This window comes from Hymenobacter convexus (assembly GCF_030580955.1).
GTDB lineage: Bacteria > Bacteroidota > Bacteroidia > Cytophagales > Hymenobacteraceae > Hymenobacter.
The window spans coordinates 83,900-102,401 of the sequence record NZ_JAUQON010000001.1 but is presented as its reverse complement, the minus strand read 5'-3'; the positions used below and the strand labels follow the sequence as shown (position 1 = coordinate 102,401).

General features: G+C 61.9%; 17 protein-coding genes. 9 read left to right on the top strand and 8 right to left on the bottom strand.

Annotated elements, in window-relative coordinates; translation table 11 throughout:
• Positions 1-10 precede the first annotated feature (10 nt).
• Entirely contained in the window at positions 11-751 is a 741-nt protein-coding gene (locus Q4S41_RS00340; RefSeq protein WP_305029145.1) for a DUF4397 domain-containing protein, read from the bottom strand.
• 153 nt (positions 752-904) lie between these two features.
• Between Q4S41_RS00340 and Q4S41_RS00335 the strand changes: the two genes are divergently transcribed.
• On the top strand, positions 905-1,516 hold the full coding sequence (locus Q4S41_RS00335) for a hypothetical protein (protein ID WP_305029144.1): 612 nt from the start codon (positions 905-907) through the stop codon (positions 1,514-1,516).
• 123 nt (positions 1,517-1,639) lie between these two features.
• Complete coding sequence (locus Q4S41_RS00330; RefSeq protein WP_305029143.1) at positions 1,640-2,842, top strand: class I SAM-dependent methyltransferase; 1,203 nt, start codon at positions 1,640-1,642, stop codon at positions 2,840-2,842.
• Here Q4S41_RS00330 and Q4S41_RS00325 read toward each other — a convergent pair.
• From Q4S41_RS00325 to Q4S41_RS00315, 3 genes are all read right to left on the bottom strand, one after another.
• Complete coding sequence (locus Q4S41_RS00325; protein WP_305029142.1) at positions 2,839-3,255, bottom strand: hypothetical protein; 417 nt, start codon at positions 3,253-3,255, stop codon at positions 2,839-2,841. The two genes, Q4S41_RS00330 and Q4S41_RS00325, sit on opposite strands and share 4 nt — an antisense overlap.
• Positions 3,256-3,258: 3 nt before the next feature.
• Positions 3,259-4,194 (bottom strand): hypothetical protein, encoded by a 936-nt coding sequence (locus Q4S41_RS00320; protein WP_305029141.1) that lies wholly within the window; start codon positions 4,192-4,194, stop codon positions 3,259-3,261.
• A gap of 207 nt (positions 4,195-4,401) precedes the next feature.
• Positions 4,402-5,796, bottom strand: a complete 1,395-nt coding sequence (locus Q4S41_RS00315) for a hypothetical protein (RefSeq protein WP_305029140.1) — start codon at positions 5,794-5,796, stop codon at positions 4,402-4,404.
• 170 nt (positions 5,797-5,966) lie between these two features.
• Between Q4S41_RS00315 and Q4S41_RS00310 the strand changes: the two genes are divergently transcribed.
• Positions 5,967-6,701 carry an SDR family NAD(P)-dependent oxidoreductase gene (locus tag Q4S41_RS00310; RefSeq protein ID WP_305029139.1) on the top strand — a complete coding sequence of 245 codons (735 nt, stop codon included), beginning with the start codon at positions 5,967-5,969 and terminating at the stop codon, positions 6,699-6,701.
• A gap of 138 nt (positions 6,702-6,839) precedes the next feature.
• Positions 6,840-8,102 (top strand): methionine adenosyltransferase, encoded by a 1,263-nt coding sequence (gene metK / locus Q4S41_RS00305; RefSeq protein ID WP_305029138.1) that lies wholly within the window; start codon positions 6,840-6,842, stop codon positions 8,100-8,102.
• A gap of 100 nt (positions 8,103-8,202) precedes the next feature.
• On the opposite strand, the gene hpf is transcribed toward metK, so the two are convergent.
• From hpf to Q4S41_RS00285, 4 genes are all read right to left on the bottom strand, one after another.
• A complete protein-coding gene (gene hpf / locus Q4S41_RS00300; RefSeq protein WP_305010156.1) occupies positions 8,203-8,502 on the bottom strand; it encodes a ribosome hibernation-promoting factor, HPF/YfiA family in 300 nt (99 codons plus the stop codon).
• A gap of 38 nt (positions 8,503-8,540) precedes the next feature.
• On the bottom strand, positions 8,541-9,419 hold the full coding sequence (locus Q4S41_RS00295) for a tyrosine-type recombinase/integrase (RefSeq protein ID WP_305029137.1): 879 nt from the start codon (positions 9,417-9,419) through the stop codon (positions 8,541-8,543).
• 166 nt (positions 9,420-9,585) lie between these two features.
• Positions 9,586-9,780, bottom strand: a complete 195-nt coding sequence (gene rpsU / locus Q4S41_RS00290; protein ID WP_243516325.1) for a 30S ribosomal protein S21 — start codon at positions 9,778-9,780, stop codon at positions 9,586-9,588.
• 205 nt (positions 9,781-9,985) lie between these two features.
• Positions 9,986-11,131, bottom strand: coding sequence for an acyl-CoA dehydrogenase family protein (locus Q4S41_RS00285; RefSeq protein ID WP_305029136.1), 1,146 nt, complete (start codon positions 11,129-11,131; stop codon positions 9,986-9,988).
• A gap of 253 nt (positions 11,132-11,384) precedes the next feature.
• Here Q4S41_RS00285 and Q4S41_RS00280 point away from each other — a divergent pair, with 253 nt between their 5' ends.
• The 5 genes from Q4S41_RS00280 (at position 11,385) to Q4S41_RS00260 (ending at position 18,424) form a co-directional block, all read left to right on the top strand.
• Complete coding sequence (locus Q4S41_RS00280; protein WP_305029135.1) at positions 11,385-12,323, top strand: polysaccharide biosynthesis/export family protein; 939 nt, start codon at positions 11,385-11,387, stop codon at positions 12,321-12,323.
• 73 nt (positions 12,324-12,396) lie between these two features.
• Positions 12,397-14,907 carry a polysaccharide biosynthesis tyrosine autokinase gene (locus tag Q4S41_RS00275; protein ID WP_305029134.1) on the top strand — a complete coding sequence of 837 codons (2,511 nt, stop codon included), beginning with the start codon at positions 12,397-12,399 and terminating at the stop codon, positions 14,905-14,907.
• Positions 14,908-14,921: 14 nt separating this feature from the next.
• Positions 14,922-15,701, top strand: a complete 780-nt coding sequence (locus Q4S41_RS00270) for a tyrosine-protein phosphatase (protein ID WP_305029133.1) — start codon at positions 14,922-14,924, stop codon at positions 15,699-15,701.
• Positions 15,702-15,845: 144 nt separating this feature from the next.
• The gene (locus Q4S41_RS00265) at positions 15,846-16,862 is read left to right on the top strand and encodes an NAD-dependent epimerase/dehydratase family protein (RefSeq protein ID WP_305029132.1); all 1,017 of its coding nucleotides are present in this window, start codon (positions 15,846-15,848) and stop codon (positions 16,860-16,862) included.
• Positions 16,863-17,026: 164 nt separating this feature from the next.
• Positions 17,027-18,424 carry a tetratricopeptide repeat protein gene (locus Q4S41_RS00260; RefSeq protein ID WP_305029131.1) on the top strand — a complete coding sequence of 466 codons (1,398 nt, stop codon included), beginning with the start codon at positions 17,027-17,029 and terminating at the stop codon, positions 18,422-18,424.
• The last annotated feature ends 78 nt before the right edge of the window (positions 18,425-18,502 follow it).

Sequence of the window (18,502 nt, the reverse complement as noted above, 5' to 3'; positions counted from 1 at the left end):
GCGAGCCCGCTTAGTTGTTTTGGATGAGCACGGCTTTGGGCTGCAGGTCGGCCGGAATCAGGGCATTTACCTGGCCGCGTAGCAGCACGGTATATATTTTGCCGGCTTCGTAGGTTTTGTTGGTGCCGCCACCCGAGCCGCTGCCGTCGCCCACGTTGGCGATGACGACGGAAGGCGTGCCGCTGGTAACGGCAATGTTGTACTGACCGGGAATGATTTCCACAAAGCCCGAGGTGTTGGCAAACTGGGCATCGGTGCCGGCAATGTCGGCAATGCCGGCCACCACCGTCGAAAGCTTGGCAGCCGTGGCTGCCCCCTGGCCAATGTGGATGAACCGGATTTTGGCTTTGCCCGACGAGGGAGCCGTCAGGTCGTCGGTGGTGAGCAGGCCGCCGACGGAGTTAGCCCCATTGGCATAGGCGAAGTAGGAGTAGTTCTTATCCTTCTCCACCGTCACCGCTTGGGTAGCCTGGGTGGCGGCCGACGAAGCCACGTTAATTTTCAGGGTATGGGCACCGGTATTTACCGCTTGGTAATTGGCGCTTTGGCCGTAGGTGAGGTTGGCTTTTTCGGCGTCATCCACCAAAAACTTAAGCGGTACGTTGGCCGTGGCGGCGCCGTGGTAGAGGTAGACGCGGCCCTGGTCGGGCGCTGGGGTGGGCGCTGGCGTATCGGACTTGCCGCAGGCGGCCAGTAGCAAAGTGGCGGGAACCAGGGCCCGCAAAGCACGAGAAATGAAGGATGTTTGCATAAAAAAGCAGCTTAAAAGGGTGGAGCGGGCCGGCTGGAAACCACCGGCCGGCCCGGCCTGAACGTGTGCGCCAACGCGTTTGTTGAGTTGGAAGGGCAAAAAAGTGGAGGCGAGGGGCATTTTCTGCCTCCACCCGCATTCTATCTTTGTTATATGCACAAACTTAATGGGTTGACTGCCGCACCGTGGGGGCTGCGCGGCACGGTAGCTACGGCACTGATTTTGACGGCTCTGACCTCGGCACAGGCGCAACAGGCCCCGGCCACCATCCGCCTCCACCCCGACGATGTCACGCGCGGCCTCAACGGCCCGCAGCACAATTTCGATTTTCTGCCCCCCGGCGTGGGCGGCGACCAATACCAGTCGGCCGGTTTTTTCGGCCAGAAGCTGCGCCCCTACCTGGCCGGCCACCCCGAAGCCCTGGCCTACCTCGACCAGTACCGCCGCCAGAAAACCGCGTTTCTGATTGACCGGGTGGTGGCTGTGGGCTCGTTTGGCCTGTGGGGCCAGCAAATTCTGATTGGCGACGAGCGGCAGTACTTCAACAACACCCAAAAAGTGGCCCTGGGCATATTTGCGACGAGCATCTTGGCCACGGTGTTCATCAACCGCAACACCAACACGTACATGAAGCGCGCCGTGGAATCGTATAACGGCAGCCCGGCGCATGGCAGCGTGTGGCCGCGCCTGCGCCCCACTACCATGGGCGTGGGCCTGGCCCCCACGGGCCAGCCGGTGCTCGGCCTGCGCTGGGCGGTGCGCTAGGAAGTAGTGAGAGTTGAGAAGTGAACAGGTTGCTGCTTTATAACGCGCTTCTCCACACTCATTACTCATATTTCACTGCCCACCTCTCGCTCTAACCCGCCGTTTTTCCGTATACGCTTCTTCATGGACTACCCCCTGCCCGAAGCAGCCCGGCGTTACGTGGCCGCCCACCTGCACGACGACCCGGCCCACCTGGCTTTGCAAGCCCGCCGCCACCCCGGCCTGCCCGTGCCGGAGCTGGTGCGCCAGATTCAGGCCCGCCAGAAGGCCCGCGTGAAGCTGCCCGCCTGGGCCGACAACCCCGACCTGATTTTCCCGCCCGCGCTGTCCGTCGAGCAGGCTTCGTCGGCGCGCACGGCGGCTTTCAAAGCCAGCCTGGTGGAAGGCCAGCGCCTGGCCGACCTCACCGGCGGCTTCGGGGCCGACTCGGCGGCGTTTGCGGCCCGCGTGGCGCACGTCGACTACGTGGAGCGCAACCCCGCGCTGGCCGAAGTGGTGCGCTACAATTTCGGCCAGCTCGGCCTGACCAACGTGGACGTGCACGCCGCCGAAGCGCTGGATTTCCTCAAGGAAACTACCCACCACTACGACTGGCTCTACCTCGACCCGGCCCGGCGCGACACCGCCGCCCGCAAGATTTTTCTGCTGCGCGACTGCGAGCCCGACGTGGTGAAGCTCCTGCCGCTGCTGCTGCACCGGGCCGATAAGGTGCTGCTCAAAACCTCGCCTATGCTCGATATCGAGCACGCCGTGCAGGGCCTGGGCCACGTGCGCCGCCTCTGGGTGGTGGCCGTGGACAATGAGGTGAAGGAAGTGCTCTACGAGCTGGGCCAGGAGCCCGCCGTCGACCCCGAGCGCTACGCCCTGAACCTGCGTCGCGACGGCAGCCAGCAGGAGTTCCGCCTCAACCGCGCCCGTGAGGCCCGTGCCACCCCGCGCTACGCCGAAGCCCAGCAATACCTCTACGAGCCCAACGCCGCCGTGCTCAAGGCCGGCGCGTTCCGCAGCATCGGCACGGCCTTCGAGCTGCTGAAGCTGCACCAGCACAGCCACCTCTACACCTCCGACGTGCTGCGGCCAGATTTCCCGGGCCGCATTTTCAAAGTACTGGCCGTGGAAAAAGCCGACGGCTCCGCTCTGAAAGCCCACCTCGGCCCCGAGGCCCGCGCCCACGTCACCACCCGCAACTTCCCCGATTCGGTGGCCGATTTCCGGCGCCGCACCGGCATCCGGGAAGGCGGCGAGGTGTACCTCTTTGCCACCACCGACCTGCGCGGCCGGCCCGTGGTGCTGGTGTGCGAGAAGGTGATTCCGACGACCGGCTAGCTGGCGTAGCGGCCATTGGCTATTTGGTGTTGCGCCCGAAGCGATAGGCCACGTTCAGATGCGACGTCCAGCGGCTCACGATGTGAAAATACCGCCCTAATGGGATAGCCGTTTTGGTCGCGCAGCAACTCGTTGACGGTTAGGTTGTCAGGACAGTCCACGGTTTCGCCAGTGCCAACATCCAAACTGACCGTGAAACGCTGGTGGCGTAGCCCGGCTTCTAAATAAGCCATCGGCAACTGCAACACCGGGCCGAGAAAGTCAGAAGTTCCCTCGACATAAATCGGTACCTGATAAACCGGAACGGTATTGCTGGGCCGGTAGGCAATGATGCGGCTTTGGCCATTGCCGTAGCGCGCCGTGGAGGTGTTGCGCAGGTCGAAGCCGAAATCGATGCCCCCGCCCCCGAACACGCTTCAGTCGGCGTTGCGATTGAACACATGGCGCGCCCCGAAACGGCCATTGATTTGACTGCCAGACCACTGATACGCCAGCACACCCGCGGTTTGAGTTGCGGCTTGTCCGTAGGTGCTGTAGGTTAGTTCTGTATGCACCATCCAGCGCCGGGCGGGCAGCAGCACATCCAAGTACAAGCCCATGCTGGGGTGCCACTTGCCATCCAAACGCAAGTCGTTGAAAAGGGGCGACTCAATCCCCGCTTTGGGGTTGTCGAACGAGAGCCGGTTGTAGCTGCCGCCCGCCAGCAAGCCTCCGTTGAAGGCAATAAAGTGCGGGGGCTTTAGCACGGCCGTTGTACTGGCGGCCTGCTGAGTGGCCGAGCAGTTGCGGGCAAACGCCTGCGCAACGGCTATCAGGTCTTTTGCCAAAAACGATGCCTTACCGGCGGCGGCTACCGCCGCCGGGCATTCGCCGAAATAAATGGTTAGCTGGGACTTATAGTTGTTGGCATCCACTACAAGCGCCTGTCCGTTTTTGTCTACCAGATATTTGCGTTCGGTCAGTTCCAGAAAAGGCTGTCCTGGCCGTTGCACGAAGTAGTGGGTCACGTCGTCGACCACTGCTTGCAACAGCGTAACCGGCCCTTCCACCAGCACTTCGGCCAACAGCAATTCGGGGCGCTGGTCAAACTCCAGCTTACCCAGTAGGCTGGCCGTCCGGCTGCGGGCGGCGCGGTCTAGTGGCACCACTTCGGCGCGGAAATAGCGGCCCTTCTCCAATCGGAAAGCGCGCAGCTGCGCCTTGTCGAAGGTGCGGCGGCTGGCCTGCGGCGCCGGCCGGAACACCACGTTTTCAGGCGGGGCTTGCCAGAAACGGTTTTCGATTTCGCCGCGCAGCGTGTCGCCGGCCGTCGTCACCACCAATCCGCGTTCAAATCCTTGCCCGTGGGCCATGCCGGCACAACCAAAGGCAAGCGCACTTAGCAGCAGCCCTCTAAAATTTTTACGCACAGATAGCAGGTTTAAATAGGCCAGCAAAGGAAGTATATCGCTACCGCTTGTTATCTCCGTCGCGCGAGCAGAGTAACCAGCCGTTTTTCCGCGTGGCCATCGCGGGACACTGCCCCACAGGGTGTTGGCACCGCAGCCGGTAATGCTTCATCACGGCTTGGCCAGCTGGTCGGGGCGGTGGCTGAGGCGAAAGCCCACCAGCGCCCGGTACGTGAGCTGCACGCCCGAGTAGCTGTAGCCATTGTACGAGGTAGTGGTGGCCAGGGGGTCAGCGGGGTCGTGGTCGGCCTCTTTCACAGTCAGCGGGTCGGTGTAGCTGGCGCCTTCGTTCAGGGCCGCGTCGAGGCTGAAGGTGAAGCGCCCGTAGCGCACGCCGGCCTCCAGATACGGCCCGATGCCAAACGCCGGCCTGCCGATGAAGCCCGACTGCGTGGGCACCAGCACGTAGGTGCGCGTGAGCCGGCTGCTGCCGGTGCCGTATTGCTCCTGCGAGTGCGCGCTGGTGGTGAAGTTCAGCAGAAAGCCGCCGCCCACAAACACTTCGCGCTGCTGATTTTGCAGCAGCGCGTTGCGCACGCCCAGGTGGGCATCAACCCGGGTGCCGTACCACGTGTAGGAGCCCGCGCCACCGGCCAGCGCAAAGGTACCCTTGCGGCCGTACTCGCTGAATACGGCTTCGGAGTGCACCATCCAGCGCCGGCCCGGCAGCAGCATATCGAGGTAAAGGCCGCCTAACGGGTGCGCCTGCCCGTCCAGGTTCAGGTTGCTGAGCAGGGCCGCTTCTTCGCCCCCGCCCGCGCTGCCGAATTGCAGATGGTTGTAGCCCACCCCGGCCAACACCCCGCCATTGAAGGCGAATGACCGGTGGCTGCCCGTGCGGGCGGTGTAGCTGGTGCCGGGCCGTTTGGCCGGGCTGCACTGCTCGTTGAAGGCCTGCACCACCCCGGCCAAGCCGGCCACGGTGAAAGGCGCGCTTTCCAGCGCGGTGGTGGCCGCTGGGCAGTCGCCGAAATACAGCAGCAGCTGGCCCTTGTAGTTGTTGGCGCTCACAATGCCCTGCCGGCCGTTCGCGGTGCTCAGGTACTTGCGGTCCACCAGTTCCTCAAAGGGCTTGCCGGGCCGCTGCACGTAGTAGTGCGCTACGTCCTCCACCACGGCCCGCAGCAGCGGCGCCGGCCCATCCACCAGCACTTCGGCCAGCAGCGTGTCGGGGCGCTGGTCCACCACCAGGCGCTGGGGCAGGTCGGTGCCCTGGGTGCGGGCGGCGCGGTCCAGCGGCACCACTTCGGTGCGGAAATACCGCCCGCCGTCCAGCCCAAACGCCCGCACGCGGGCCCGGCCCAGCACCTGCGTGGGCGCGGTGGCCGAGGGGCGGAAATCGATGCGCGTGGGCGGCTGCTGCCAGAAGCGGTTTTCGATTTCGCCGCGCAGCGTGTCGCCGGCCGTCGTCACCACAAATCCGCGTTCGAACACCTGCCCGTGGGCCGCGCCGGTGCCGCTCAGGCCGAGCGCGAGAAGGAAAAGCCTTGTTAAAGATTTGCGCACAGCAGGAGGAAGTTGAATGGGGCGGCAAAATACGCGCCGGTGGCGGTTGCATCTGTTGTATTTTTCGCTTCGGGGGCTTTTTTCCTGAGTCATACAGCCGCTCCGGCAAGTCGGACGTAAAACAGCCGTTCCGCCAACCGGCGGAAGCTTTTCAAACCGGTTGATTCAGCATGCGTTTTACCAATAAAATATGCCTCGTTACGGGCGGCACTTCCGGCATTGGCCAGGCGGCCTGCCTGCGCCTCGGGGCCGAAGGCGGCCAGGTCGTTGCCCTGGGCCGCGACAAAGCCGACGGCGCCGAAACCGTGCGCCTCATCACCGAAGCCGGCGGCAAAGCGGTGTTCATGCCCTGCGATTTGGCCAAGCCCAAGGCCATCGAAGCCACCGTGCAGAAGGTGTTGGCCAAGTTCCACCGCGTTGATGTGCTGGTGTGCGACGCGGCCATGATGACCTTCGAGCCCCTCGCCAAGCTGCCCCTCGACCAATGGGACCTGCTCATGCAGGTGAACCTGCGCTCGCTGGCCCAGCTCACCCAGCTGTGCCTGCCGCATATGCCCAAGGGCAGCGCCATTGTGGCCATTAGCTCGGTGCACGCCCACCAAACCACCGCCAACGTGGTGCCCTACGCCACCAGCAAGGGCGGCCTCGAAGCCTTCGTGCGGGGCATGAGCCGGGAGCTGGATTTCCGCCAGACGCGCATCAACGCCGTGGCGCCCGGCGCCGTGGATACCCCCATGCTCTGGAGCAACCCCAACGTGAAGAGCGGCAAGGAAAAAATCGACAAAGCCGCCGTGGGCCAGCCCGAGGAGCTGGCCGCCGCCATTGCCTTCATGGCATCCGCTGAAGCCAGTTTCATCCACGGCACCACCCTGGCCGTGGACGGCGGCCGGCTGGCGCAACTGTAGGCAGCCCCGCCAGCGCCGGCCCATGCGCATAACCGCGGGCAATGCCCCGATTTTTCGTACTTTCGCGGTGCGCCCGCCCGCCGACTACTGGCTGGGCGGGCGTCTTTCTTTTTCTCTTTTGCTCTTTTCGCGCACTCAATGCCGTATCTGTTTACTTCTGAATCTGTTTCGGAAGGCCATCCCGATAAAGTTGCCGACCAGATTTCCGACGCCATTCTCGATGAGTATCTGCGTCAGGACCCTACCTCTAAAGTAGCCTGTGAAACGCTCGTGACCACTGATTTTGTCCTCGTTGCGGGCGAAATCAAGTCCAAGGCCCACGTCAATGCCGAGCCCATTGTGCGCGCCACCATCCGCCGCATCGGCTACGACAAGCCCGAGTACCTCTTCAACGCCGACACCTGCGAGGTGATGAACCGCCTGCACGAGCAGTCGCCCGACATCAACCAGGGCGTGGAACGGGCCAAGGACGAAGACCAAGGCGCCGGCGACCAGGGCATGATGTTCGGCTACGCCAGCCACGAAACGGCCAACTACATGCCGCTGGCCCTCGACCTCTCGCACCGCCTGCTGCGGGAGCTGGCCGCCATCCGCCGCGAAAAAACGGACATGCCCTACCTGCGCCCCGACGCCAAAAGCCAGGTTACCATCCGCTACTCCGACGACCACCACCCCGAGGCCATCGACACCATCGTCATCAGCACCCAGCACGACGAATTCGACGCGTCGGAGAGCGTGATGCTCGATAAAATCAAGGCCGATGTGCTCAGCATCCTCATCCCGCGCGTGAAGGCCGGCCTGAGCGCCGACGTGCAGGCCCTCTTCACCGACCGGATTACCTACCACATCAACCCCACGGGCAAGTTCGTCATCGGCGGCCCGCACGGCGATTCCGGCCTCACCGGCCGCAAAATCATCGTGGACACCTACGGCGGCAAGGGCGCCCACGGCGGCGGCGCCTTCTCGGGCAAAGACTCGTCGAAAGTAGACCGCTCGGCCGCCTACGCCGCCCGCCACATCGCCAAAAACCTGGTGGCCGCCGGCGTAGCCGACCAGGCCCTGGTGCAGGTGGCCTACGCCATCGGCGTGGCCCAGCCCGTGGGCGTGTTCGTGACCACCTACGGCACCATCCACGCGAAAAACGCCGCCGGCCAACCCCTCACCGACGGCGAAGTGGCCGAGAAAGTGCAGAAGCTGTTCGACCTGCGCCCTTACGCCATCGTGAAGCGCTTCGGCCTGCAGAATCCCATCTTCGCCCAAAGCGCCGCCTACGGCCACATGGGCCGCCAGCCCGGCACCGTGAACGTGGTGATGCCCGACGGCGAAACCAAAACCTTCGAAACCTTCACTTGGGAGAAGCTCGACTACGTGCCCCAGATTAAGGCCGAGTTCAGCCTCTAGTCAATTAGCCGTTAGCTTTCGCTCTTACCGCAATAAAAAGCCCCGCTTGATTACTCAGGCGGGGCTTTTTATATGAATTAATTTAGCCAACAGCGCAGAATTAGTGGCTCAGGGTTTTCTCTTTGTGGCGGGTAATCTGGCGGCGCAGGCTTTCGGCAGCGGCATCGGCGGCGGCTTCGAACGACGCGGCGTCTTCGGTGCTGAAAAGGGTGCTGCCGGGCACCAGCAGCTTTATCTCTACCGTTTTGTTCTCAATGCCATCTTTGTTGTTGAGGCGCATAATTACTTCGCCACCGGTCACTTTATCGTAAAAAGTTTCCAGCTTATTGAGGCGTTGCTGCACAAAATCAAGCAATTTTTTGTCGGCGTCGAAGTGCACCGAATGCATCTGAACTTTCATAAAGCAGTTGATTAAGAGGTAAAAAGGGTGTGGCAATCTCAGGCCCGTGGGTGGGCCTGTTCAAATACGGATTTCAGGCGGTCGACGGACAGGTGCGTGTACACCTGCGTGGCCGCCAGGCTGGCGTGGCCCAGCAGCTCTTTAATGGAATTAAGGTCGGCCCCCTTGCCCAGCAAATGGGTGGCAAAGGCATGCCGCAGCGCGTGTGGGTGCTGCTGCGCCCCGGAGGTCGTAATCTGGCTCAAATACCGCTTCACGGTGCGGTACACAAACTTTTCGTACATCGCCTCGCCCTTGTCGGTGAGCAGCAGCGGGCCGGCCACGGCGCCGAACTCGTGCGCCCGCCGGGCCTGGTATCTCTCAATCACCAGCTTGAGCGTGGGGTTGAGTGGCACGATGCGCTGCTTGTTGCCCTTGCCCGTGACGCGCACCGTGCCCGCGCCCAGGCTCACGTCGTCGGCGTGAATGCCGATGAGTTCCGAGAGGCGGATGCCGGTGCCGTACAGCATCTCCAGCACCAGCTGGTCGCGCTGGCCGGGGAAGTCATCGCCAAACTCGAATGTATTCAGCAAGCCGTTCAACGATTCCTCGGGCACGAACTCGGGCAGCTTCTTGGCCATCTTCGGCGCCTTAATGCGCAGCATGGGATTGGCGGCAATGGTGCCGGCGCGCAGCAGGAACTTGTAGTAGGAGCGCAGGCAAGCCACTTTGCGGTTCACGGTGCGCGGGTCCAGGTTTTGCTGCATCAACTCCACCACCCAGCCGCGAATGAGCGGGTGCGTGGCCTGGGCCGGGTCGGCCAGCTCGTAGGCCGATTTCAGGTAGGCGGCAAACTGGCCGAGGTCGGTTTGGTACGAGGTGAGCGTGTGCGCGCTGTAGCGCTTCTCAAAGCGCAAAAAATCGAGAAAAGCGTCCATACCAACAGCAAAAATGCCCGGCGGTTGGGCCGGGCATCCAATGTAGCATTTTTTTAGTTGAAGCCAACCTAACCGCTGCCGTACGGACGCGAAAAAACCGGCTGGCCTGCCCAAGGGGGCAAGCCAGCCGGTTTTAGCAAAGCTAACCGCAGCTTACAGCAGCAGGCTATTCGCCGGGCTGGCCGTAGGTGGCGAGTTTATACACCGCCTTCTGCTTCATTTTGCGCTGCGTGATGCTGGGCTTCTGGAAGAACGTGCGACGACGCAGCTCTTTCAGGACGCCGGTGCGCTCGAATTTCTTTTTGAAGCGCTTCAGAGCGCGGTCAACCGATTCGTTGTCTTTGATTTGAACGATAATCATATCAGGGAATGAGGGAGATTTTCAGAGAAGGCGGCCTAAACCGGGCCGCAAAGATAGAATGTCTGAACCGCAGATGCAAAAGATTTTGAGATTAAGTGAGATGCTGTCGCCATTCAGAAGCGCGCGCCGAATTTAAAACGGCGTCGGCAACGGTCCCCACACGCTCGCACCTTACTTTAATCCTGAAATATTTGCTACTTACCTCTTACTTCAGAAGCACCCGGGCAATGACCAGCTTCTGAATTTCGCTGGTGCCCTCCCCAATGGTGCAGAGCTTGGAGTCGCGGTAATACTTCTCGGCGGGGTAGTCTTTGGTGTAGCCGTAGCCGCCAAAAATCTGTACGCCTTCGTTGGCCGTGCGCACGCACACCTCAGAGGCATAAAGCTTGGCCATGGCCGATTCGCGGTTCACGTTCTGGCCGGCGTCCTTCATGGCGGCGGCGCGGTAGGTGAGCAGGCTGGCGGCCTCAATCTCGGTGGCCATATCGGCCAGCTTGAAGGCAATTCCCTGGAAGTTGCTGATGGGCTGGTTGAACTGGTGCCGCTCCTTGCTGTACTGCAAAGCCGCTTCATAAGCGCCCTGCGCAATGCCCAGGCTGAGCGCCGCAATGCTGATGCGGCCGCCGTCGAGCACCTTCAGGCTCTGCACGAAGCCGTCGCCCACTTTGCCGATGACGTTGCCCACGGGCACTTTGCAATCGGTAAAAATCAGTTCGGTGGTTTCGGAAGCGCGCATGCCCAGCTTGTCTTCCTTGCGGCCGGCGGCGAAGCCGGGCGTGCCCCGCTCAATGATGAAGGCGGTCATGCCGTGGGAGTCGCCCACTTCGCCGGTGCGGGCGATGACGACGGCCACGTTGCCGGTTTTGCCGTGGGTGATAAAGTTTTTGGCGCCGTTGAGAATATAATTTTCGCCGCTCTCGTCAAGCACGGCCGTGGTGCGCATGTTGCCGGCGTCGGAGCCGGTGTTGGGCTCGGTGAGGCCCCAGGCGCCAATCCATTCGCCGGTGGCCAGCTTGGGCAGGTACTTGTGCTTCTGCTCCTCGGAGGCGTGCTGCAGAATGTGGCCGGTGCAGAGCGAGTTGTGGGCGGCCATGCTCAGGCCAATGCTGCCGTCAATCTTCGACAGTTCGGCGATGGCCGTGACGTACTCCACGTAGCCAAAACCGGCCCCGCCGTATTCCTGGGGCACCAGCACGCCCATCAGGCCCAGCTCACCGAGCTTGTGAAAAACATCGACGGGAAACTCTTGGCTTTCATCCCACTTCATCATGTGGGGCTTGATGTGCTGGGCGCCAAAGTCGCGCACCATCTGCGCAATCATGGTCTGGTTTTCAGTGGCTACGGCTTCCATGGAAGGGGAACGGTTGGTGGGAATTGTGAGTACGTAAGAACACGCCTTTTCGAAACAAACGACTGTTCGTTTTGGCTACGCGAAAGTACGGGTTTCGGCGTTGACAATAGCGGCGCGGGCGGCGCGCCTAACGGGCTGTTGTTGAACGGGCGCGGCAAAAGCGTTACTTTTGAGGCTTTTTGGGGGAAACCTGCCGTTGCCAGCTTCGGGAGTTTCCGGTTTTTTTTATTTGATTCTGCACTTATTGGCCTTCATGCCGACATTTCTTCTTTGCCGCCTTGGGCGGCTGTGGCTGCTGGCCCTGCCGGCGCTGCTGCTTTTTTCGTCGTGTGCCTCCACGCAGTACTATCAGCGGCGGACGCTTTTCCGCCTCACCGACAGCCAGGGCCGCCAGCTCGACAGCACCAAGCTGCGCATTGCCGTGAACCGGACCGAGCGCAACTACGTCATTCAGCCCAATGACTACCTGGACGTGCGGGTGAACACCAACAAGGGCGAACGCATTCTGGACCCCAACGGGGAGTTGCAGTTTGGCTCGCCGTCGGGCGGGCTACCCAGCCGTGGCAGCGTGGTGGGCGGCCAGAGCGGCGGGCGCAATGCCCAGCCCGCGCGCAACACCGGCGCGGGCGCCGGGGCGGTGAGTGGGGGCTCGGAGTTTTTGGTGCAGGCCGACGGCACCGTAGTGCTGCCGCTGGTGGGCCGCATTCGCGTCAGCGGGCTGTCGCTGCTGCAGGCCGACAGCGTGCTGGCCATTCGCTTTGATGAATACTATAAGCAAGCCTTCGTGACCACGCGCGTGACCAACAACCGCGTGGTGGTGCTGGGCTCGGTGGGGGGCCAGGTCATCTCGCTCACCAACGACAACATGAACCTGCTGGAAGTGCTGGCCCTGGCGGGCGGCATCGACGGGAGCGGCGGCGGCAGCGGCGGCCTGTACCGCAACGGCGGCCGGGCCGACAACATCCGCATCATTCGCGGCGATTTGAAAAACCCGCGGGTGCAGCAAATCGACCTGTCCACGCTCGATGGCATGCGGCGGGCCAACCTGCAGGTGGAGCCCAACGACGTGATTTACGTGGAGCCCATCCGGCGTCCCTTCATTGACGCGCTGACCGACGCGGCCCCCATTCTTAGCCTCACCAGCCTGGTGCTGACCTCTACGTTCTTTATTATTTCTCAAGTCCGACGGTAACCGCTGCGTTGTCCGGTCTCACGTATACTTATACCGCCTTTGTGGAGCGGGCAAATCTGGCAATTCTAGTGCAATGGCTATAAACGAAAACCTCGAGCTCGAAGAACTCATCCGCAACGCGGCGGGGGGAGTGACGGCCCCGCCCACCACTCCCTTCAACGACGCGGAAGAGGACGACTCCGCGGGCCTTGATGTGACCACCCTGGTGCTGGTGGCGCGCCGCAGCTTGCTGTGGATGCTGCTGCTCATTGTGCTGGGCGTGACGGCCTCCTGGCTGTACCTGCGCTACACCAAGCCGGTGTACCAGTCGGCGTCGCTGCTGAAACTTGATGAGCGCGCGCAGGCCAGCGACCTGGGCATTGCCGAACAGATAGCCCCGGCCGGCGACAAAGGCCGCGGCAGCAAGCTGGCCGGCGAGGTCGAATTAATCAAGTCCAACGTCATTTACCAGCGCCTCAAGGATTCGCTGGCGCTGGACGTGAATTACTACGTGCAGGGCACCGTGCTGGAAACGGAGCTCTACGGCACGTCGCCGTTCCACGTCAAATACACCATTACCGACCCGAGCCTTTACAACCGCAAGTTCAGCCTAAAATTCACCAGCCTGCAGCGCTTCAAGCTGGATTTCATCAACCAGGGAAACACGCTGGGGGGCGAATATGCCCTGGGCCAGCCCATCAACCTGCCCGGTATTCAACTCCAGATTGATGGCACCCGCCACCTCAACCAAACGGTGCTGGAATCGGATTACCATTTCACCATTCAGGATGCGGGGGCGGTTAATGCTTATCTGGATAAAAACCTGGCCGTAGAAATCGTGAACCCGGACGCCAATACCATTGGCATCTCGTTTAAAGATTTCACTCCCATTAAGGCTCAGAGTATCGTCAACAAAATAGACACGGTCTACAAACAGGCGAAAATGGCGCAGAAAGCGCAGTCGGTGGACCTGCAAACCAAATTCCTGGACAAAACCCTCAACGACACCAAACAACAGTTGCAGGATGCCGAGGCGCGGCTCCAGGCCTTCACCGAGCGGAACAAAACCTACGATGTGAAAGCCGAAGTGGGCACGCTCATGGACCGGCTGGAAAAGCTGGAAACCGACAAAGTTGTCCTGAATGAGAAGCTGAGCCTGCTGGCCGAACTCAGCCGGCTGATAAAGGAGGAAAGCATTACCACCTCCGAAGACGAGCGGGTGGAGGAGAGCATTCCCGCCATTGCGGGCCTCGAAGACCCCCAGCTCGCGAGCGGACTCAACGACCTGAACGACCAGCAGTGGCAGCTGCGCCGGCTGCGGCGCTCCAGCACCGACAAAACCGAGGGGGTGCAGGTGCGGATTGCCAACCTGGAGTTTACGCGCAACAAAATCCGGCGCATTTTGCAGCAGGACGAAAAACTGCTGCGCCGCCAGCTGGGGATGCTGGCCGACCAAAGCGGCAAGCTCAACGCCTCGCTGCAGGACAAGCCCGCCCAGGCCACCGAGCAAGACCGCCTGCGCCGCCCAGTGGAGCAATACGGCAAGCAATACCTGAACCTGTTCGAACGGAAAATCAATTTCGAGATTCAGAAAGCCGGCAACGTGGCCGACTTCACGATTTTGTCGCCGGCCTCGCTGCCGGGCGCGCCCATTTTCCCCAACAAGCTCCTGGCCTACGCCATTGGGCTGGCCGGCGGGCTGTTTCTGGGTCTGGGCCTGATTGCGGTGCGCTACTTCATGCACAACACCGTGACGAACGTGCGGGAGTTGGAGCGCAGCACCAAAGCCTCGGTGCTGGGCATCATCCCCACCTACGACAAGGAGAAGATGGAGATTTCGCGCCTAGTAGTGGATAAGAACCCTAAATCGGCCATTTCCGAGTCCATTCGCTCCATTCGGACGAACCTGGACTTTATCAGCTCTTCGAAGAAAAAGCGGCTGATTTCGGTCACTTCTACCATCTCGGGCGAAGGCAAAACCTTCGTGACGGTGAACCTGGCCGGCATCATTGCCTTGTCGGGGCAGCGGGTGGTTATTCTTGACCTGGACATGCGCAAGCCCAAGGTAAACCTGGCCTTCAGCGCCGAAAACACCAAGGGCGTGAGCACCATTCTCATTGAGCGCCACAGCGTGCAGGAGTGCATTCAGCAGACCTCCATCGAGTCGTTGCAGTTTATCTCGGCCGGCCCCACGCCGCCCAACCCGTCGGAACTGATTCTGAGCGACCGGTTCGATGCCATGATTCAGGAACTGTACCGGACCTACGACGTGATTCTGATTGATACCCCGCCCGTAGGCCTCGTTACCGACGGCATCCTGATTATGCGCAAAGCGGACATTCCGCTCTACATCGTGCGGGCCGATTATTCACGCAAGGCATTCATTAAGAACATGAACCGCCTCATGCGCAGCAACAATTTCACGAACATGTGCACCATCCTCAATGATGCCCCGGCGGGCGCGGGCTACGGCTATGGGTATGGGTATGGGTATGGCTACGGCTATGGCTACGGCAACTACGGCGGCTACGGCCAGGGCTACTATGAAGAGCCGGCCAGCCGCCCCCTCACCTTTGGCCAAAAGCTGAAGAAGTTTTTCACCTAACGCCCCGCAAGTAGATGGCTTCGCTCTGGCAAAAGCTTTTTGGCGGGGCAGCGCCCGTAGCGGCTTCGGCGCCGCCCAAGGCGGCCCTGGCGGCACTGAACGCCGACATGCACTCGCACCTGCTGCCCGGCCTCGACGACGGCGCCGAGACGGTGGCGCATTCGGTAGAATTGCTGCGCGCCTTGCGCGAGCTGGGCTTTCGCAAGCTGGTGATGACGCCCCACATCATGGGCGACTTCTACAAGAACACCCCGGAGGGCATACGGGCGGCGCTGCAGCTGCTACGCGATGCCGCCGTCGAAGCCGGCATCACCGATGTGGAGCTCGACTGCGCGGCGGAGTATTACCTGGACGAATTTCTGGGCCGCAAGCTGGCCGACGGCACCGAAATGCTCACCTTCGGCGGCGAGAAGCGGTATTTGCTGTTCGAGACGTCGTACATGAACGAGCCGCTCAACCTGTTTGAAATCATCTTCGAGATGAAAGCCCAGGGCTACCGGCCCGTGCTGGCCCACCCCGAGCGCTACACGTATCTGTACGGCCGCTTTGCGGAAATTGAGAAGATGCGCCGCGACTACGATGTGTTGCTGCAAGTCAATCTGAACTCGCTGGCGGGCTATTACTCGCCGGGCGCCAAGAAGGTGGCCGAGCAGTTGATTGACGGCGGCCTGGTCGATTTCGTCGGCACCGACACGCACCACCTGCGCCATACCGACACGCTGCTGCGCCGCACCGTGCCCCAGCCCTATCTGGAGAAGCTGCTGAAGTTACCGCTGCTGAATAATACACTTTGAGTGGGGTCGATAATCAGTGCTTGTCATCCTGAGCGTAGCGAAGGACCTTATCACGGTTGACCGTTAAGAAGTGACAAAGTCCTTCGCTACGCTCAGGATGACAAACGAAAAACGCTAATCTTTCATCCCCCCACCACTGAAACCATGATTTTCGTCACCGGCGGCACGGGCCTCATTGGTTCCTTTCTGTTGCGGGCCCTGCGCGAGCGAGGGTTGCCGGTGCGCGCCCTGCACCGGGGTGCGGTGCCTACCAATGCCGCACCGGGCGTGGAATGGATAGCCGGCGACCTGCTCGACACCGAACAGCTACGGGCTGCCCTTACGCCTGAGGTGACGCACGTATTCCACTGCGCGGGGCTGGTGTCGTACGCGCCACAAGATGAAACGCTACTGCTGCAAGTGAACGTGGAAGGCACCGCCGCCGTGGTTGATGCTTGCTTGGAGCGACCGGGCATCCGGCTGGCGTACGTGTCGTCGGTAGCGGCGCTGGGTTTGCCTTCGGGGGCGGCCACGGCCACCGGCACGCTCACCGTGACGGAAGCGGCTACCTGGGACCTGGGCGCGGCCCATCCGGCTTATGCGACCTCGAAATACTTGGGCGAGCTGGAGGTTTGGCGGGGCGTGGCCGAGGGCCTGTCGGCCGTCATCGTGAATCCGTCGGTGGTGCTGGGGCCCGGCGACTGGAACCGCAGCAGTACCCGCCTGCTGCGCTACGCCCACCAGCAGCACCGTTTTTACACCCGCGGGCTGGTCAACTTCGTGGACGTGCGCGACGTGGTGGCCCAATTGCTGGCCCTGACGCTGGACCACCCGGAGGTGAGCGGCGAACGCTACATTCTGAGCGCCGAGGCCCTGCCGCTGGGCGACTTTTTCCGGCAGGCGGCGGCGGCTTTGCAGCGCCGCCCGCCCACCGTAGCCGTGCCCGATTGGGCCGCCGAGGTTATCTGGCGCCTGGAGCACGCCCGCGCCGTGCTCACCGGCGCCCGGCCCCTTATTACGAAAGACACGGCCCGGGCTGGGCGCCGGCCGGTGGTGTACGCGCACGGCAAAGTCCAAAGCGCTACCGGGCTCACATTCCGGCCGTTAGCCGACACGCTGGCCTGGTGCGCGGCCGGATTGAGCGAAAACCCGGCCAGCGCCCCGGCGGTTATCGTATCTTAGCAAGAGCCGGATTGCACGGTTTTGCCCAATATTTGTTATCATTGACAGAGTACTAGCAAGTGGAGTGAACAGCGGTTTGCCGACGGTCTATCTTTTATTATCCGACGCCCAGGCCGTCCGTTCACAAAACCCCGATTAATCCACTTAACTGCGATTTTATGCGCATGAACGAACATTTTGAAAACCACCGGACTGTGCTGGACACCGTGCGCCGCTTCGAGCGCATGCTGGCCCAGCAGGAGTCTGTTTTCTTCGACCTGGAGGACTTCGAGAACATCATCGACCACTACGTCACCAACGCGGAATTTGACAAAGCCCTGCAGGCCTGCGAGGCCGCGCTGGGCCAATACCCCTTCTCCACGGAGCTGCTGATTGACCGCGCCCAGGTGACGGCCATGCGCGGCGACTACACCGAAGCCGAGCGCCAAATTGACGCCGTGGCCGAACTCGACCCCACCAACGCCGACGTGGCCGTGACGCGGGGCATTATCAGCACGCAGCGCGGCGAATTTGCCGAGGCGGTGGAGTTTTTCCGGGCCGGCCTGGAGCAGGAGCCTGAGCGCGAGGACATTCACTTCAACCTGGGCCTGGCTTTCCAGAGCTGGCAGAAGTTCAAGAGCGCGGCCAAGCACTACAAGCAGAGCCTGCGCCTGAACCCCGACAACGAAACCGGCGTGCAGGAGCTGTTGCACTGCCTCGACATCACGGGCCGTCTGGAGGAACACGAGGAATTCTTCAAGCGCTTCACCGACGACGACCCGTACTCGGCTACGGCCTGGTACAACTTGGGCCAGTACTGGTACCGCCGCGAAGACTTTACCAAGGCCGCTGAAGCGTTCGACTACGCTGTGACCATCAGCCCCGATTTTCACGACGCCCACCACTGGCTGGCCGACACCTTCGTGTGCCAGCAGGAGTACCAGAAGGCTATTGCGGAGTTTGAGCAGGCCTACCCCGCCGGCCAGCCAACGGATGAGGCGCTGTGCAACATCGGCGAGTGCTACGAGAAGCTGCGCGAGTGGGAGCCCGCCCGCAAATACTACCGCCAGGCGCTGGAGCTGAACCCCGAGATGGACGAGGCTTGGTTTGGCCAGGGCGTGCTGCTGCAGGAGCAGGGGCGCTGGTTCGAGGCCATCCACTACTTCCGCAAGGCTACGGAATTGTACGCGGAGAGCGGCGAATACTGGTCGGCGCTGGGCGCGGCCGAAAACCAGGTGGGAAACGTGGTGAGCGCGCTGGAATCGTACGAGAAAGCCACTGAGGTGGCGCCCGACGACGTGCAGGGCTGGGTGAGCTGGAGCGCCATCCTTTACGAGCAGGGCCACTTCTCCGAGGCCGTGGACCTGGTGCGCCACGCCGTGGAGTTGCACCCGCACGAGGCGCACTTCCACTACATGCTGTGCGCCTACCTGCTGGCCGATGGCCGCATGCGCGAGGCCTACAACACCCTGGAAACGGCTCTCACGCTTAACTACGAACAGCACGTGCTGCTGTTCGACTACTTCCCGGAGCTGCGGGAGCAGCCGGGCCTCAAGAAATTGATTGAGCAGTTTCGGAAATAACATTTCCCTCGCTTAGACGCTACTTTTGTAACCGCCCGTTCTCGCGAACGGGCGGTTTTTTGTTGCCGGCTCCACCCG

Coding starts and splice junctions, on each gene's coding strand:
- Q4S41_RS00340 (WP_305029145.1), bottom strand. CDS start 751: ATGCAAACATCCTTCATTTCTCGTGCTTTGCGGGCCCTGGTTCCCGCC.
- Q4S41_RS00335 (WP_305029144.1), top strand. CDS start 905: ATGCACAAACTTAATGGGTTGACTGCCGCACCGTGGGGGCTGCGCGGC.
- Q4S41_RS00330 (WP_305029143.1), top strand. CDS start 1,640: ATGGACTACCCCCTGCCCGAAGCAGCCCGGCGTTACGTGGCCGCCCAC.
- Q4S41_RS00320 (WP_305029141.1), bottom strand. CDS start 4,194: ATGGCCCACGGGCAAGGATTTGAACGCGGATTGGTGGTGACGACGGCC.
- Q4S41_RS00310 (WP_305029139.1), top strand. CDS start 5,967: ATGCGTTTTACCAATAAAATATGCCTCGTTACGGGCGGCACTTCCGGC.
- metK (WP_305029138.1), top strand. CDS start 6,840: ATGCCGTATCTGTTTACTTCTGAATCTGTTTCGGAAGGCCATCCCGAT.
- hpf (WP_305010156.1), bottom strand. CDS start 8,502: ATGAAAGTTCAGATGCATTCGGTGCACTTCGACGCCGACAAAAAATTG.
- Q4S41_RS00295 (WP_305029137.1), bottom strand. CDS start 9,419: ATGGACGCTTTTCTCGATTTTTTGCGCTTTGAGAAGCGCTACAGCGCG.
- rpsU (WP_243516325.1), bottom strand. CDS start 9,780: ATGATTATCGTTCAAATCAAAGACAACGAATCGGTTGACCGCGCTCTG.
- Q4S41_RS00285 (WP_305029136.1), bottom strand. CDS start 11,131: ATGGAAGCCGTAGCCACTGAAAACCAGACCATGATTGCGCAGATGGTG.
- Q4S41_RS00280 (WP_305029135.1), top strand. CDS start 11,385: ATGCCGACATTTCTTCTTTGCCGCCTTGGGCGGCTGTGGCTGCTGGCC.
- Q4S41_RS00275 (WP_305029134.1), top strand. CDS start 12,397: ATGGCTATAAACGAAAACCTCGAGCTCGAAGAACTCATCCGCAACGCG.
- Q4S41_RS00270 (WP_305029133.1), top strand. CDS start 14,922: ATGGCTTCGCTCTGGCAAAAGCTTTTTGGCGGGGCAGCGCCCGTAGCG.
- Q4S41_RS00265 (WP_305029132.1), top strand. CDS start 15,846: ATGATTTTCGTCACCGGCGGCACGGGCCTCATTGGTTCCTTTCTGTTG.
- Q4S41_RS00260 (WP_305029131.1), top strand. CDS start 17,027: ATGAACGAACATTTTGAAAACCACCGGACTGTGCTGGACACCGTGCGC.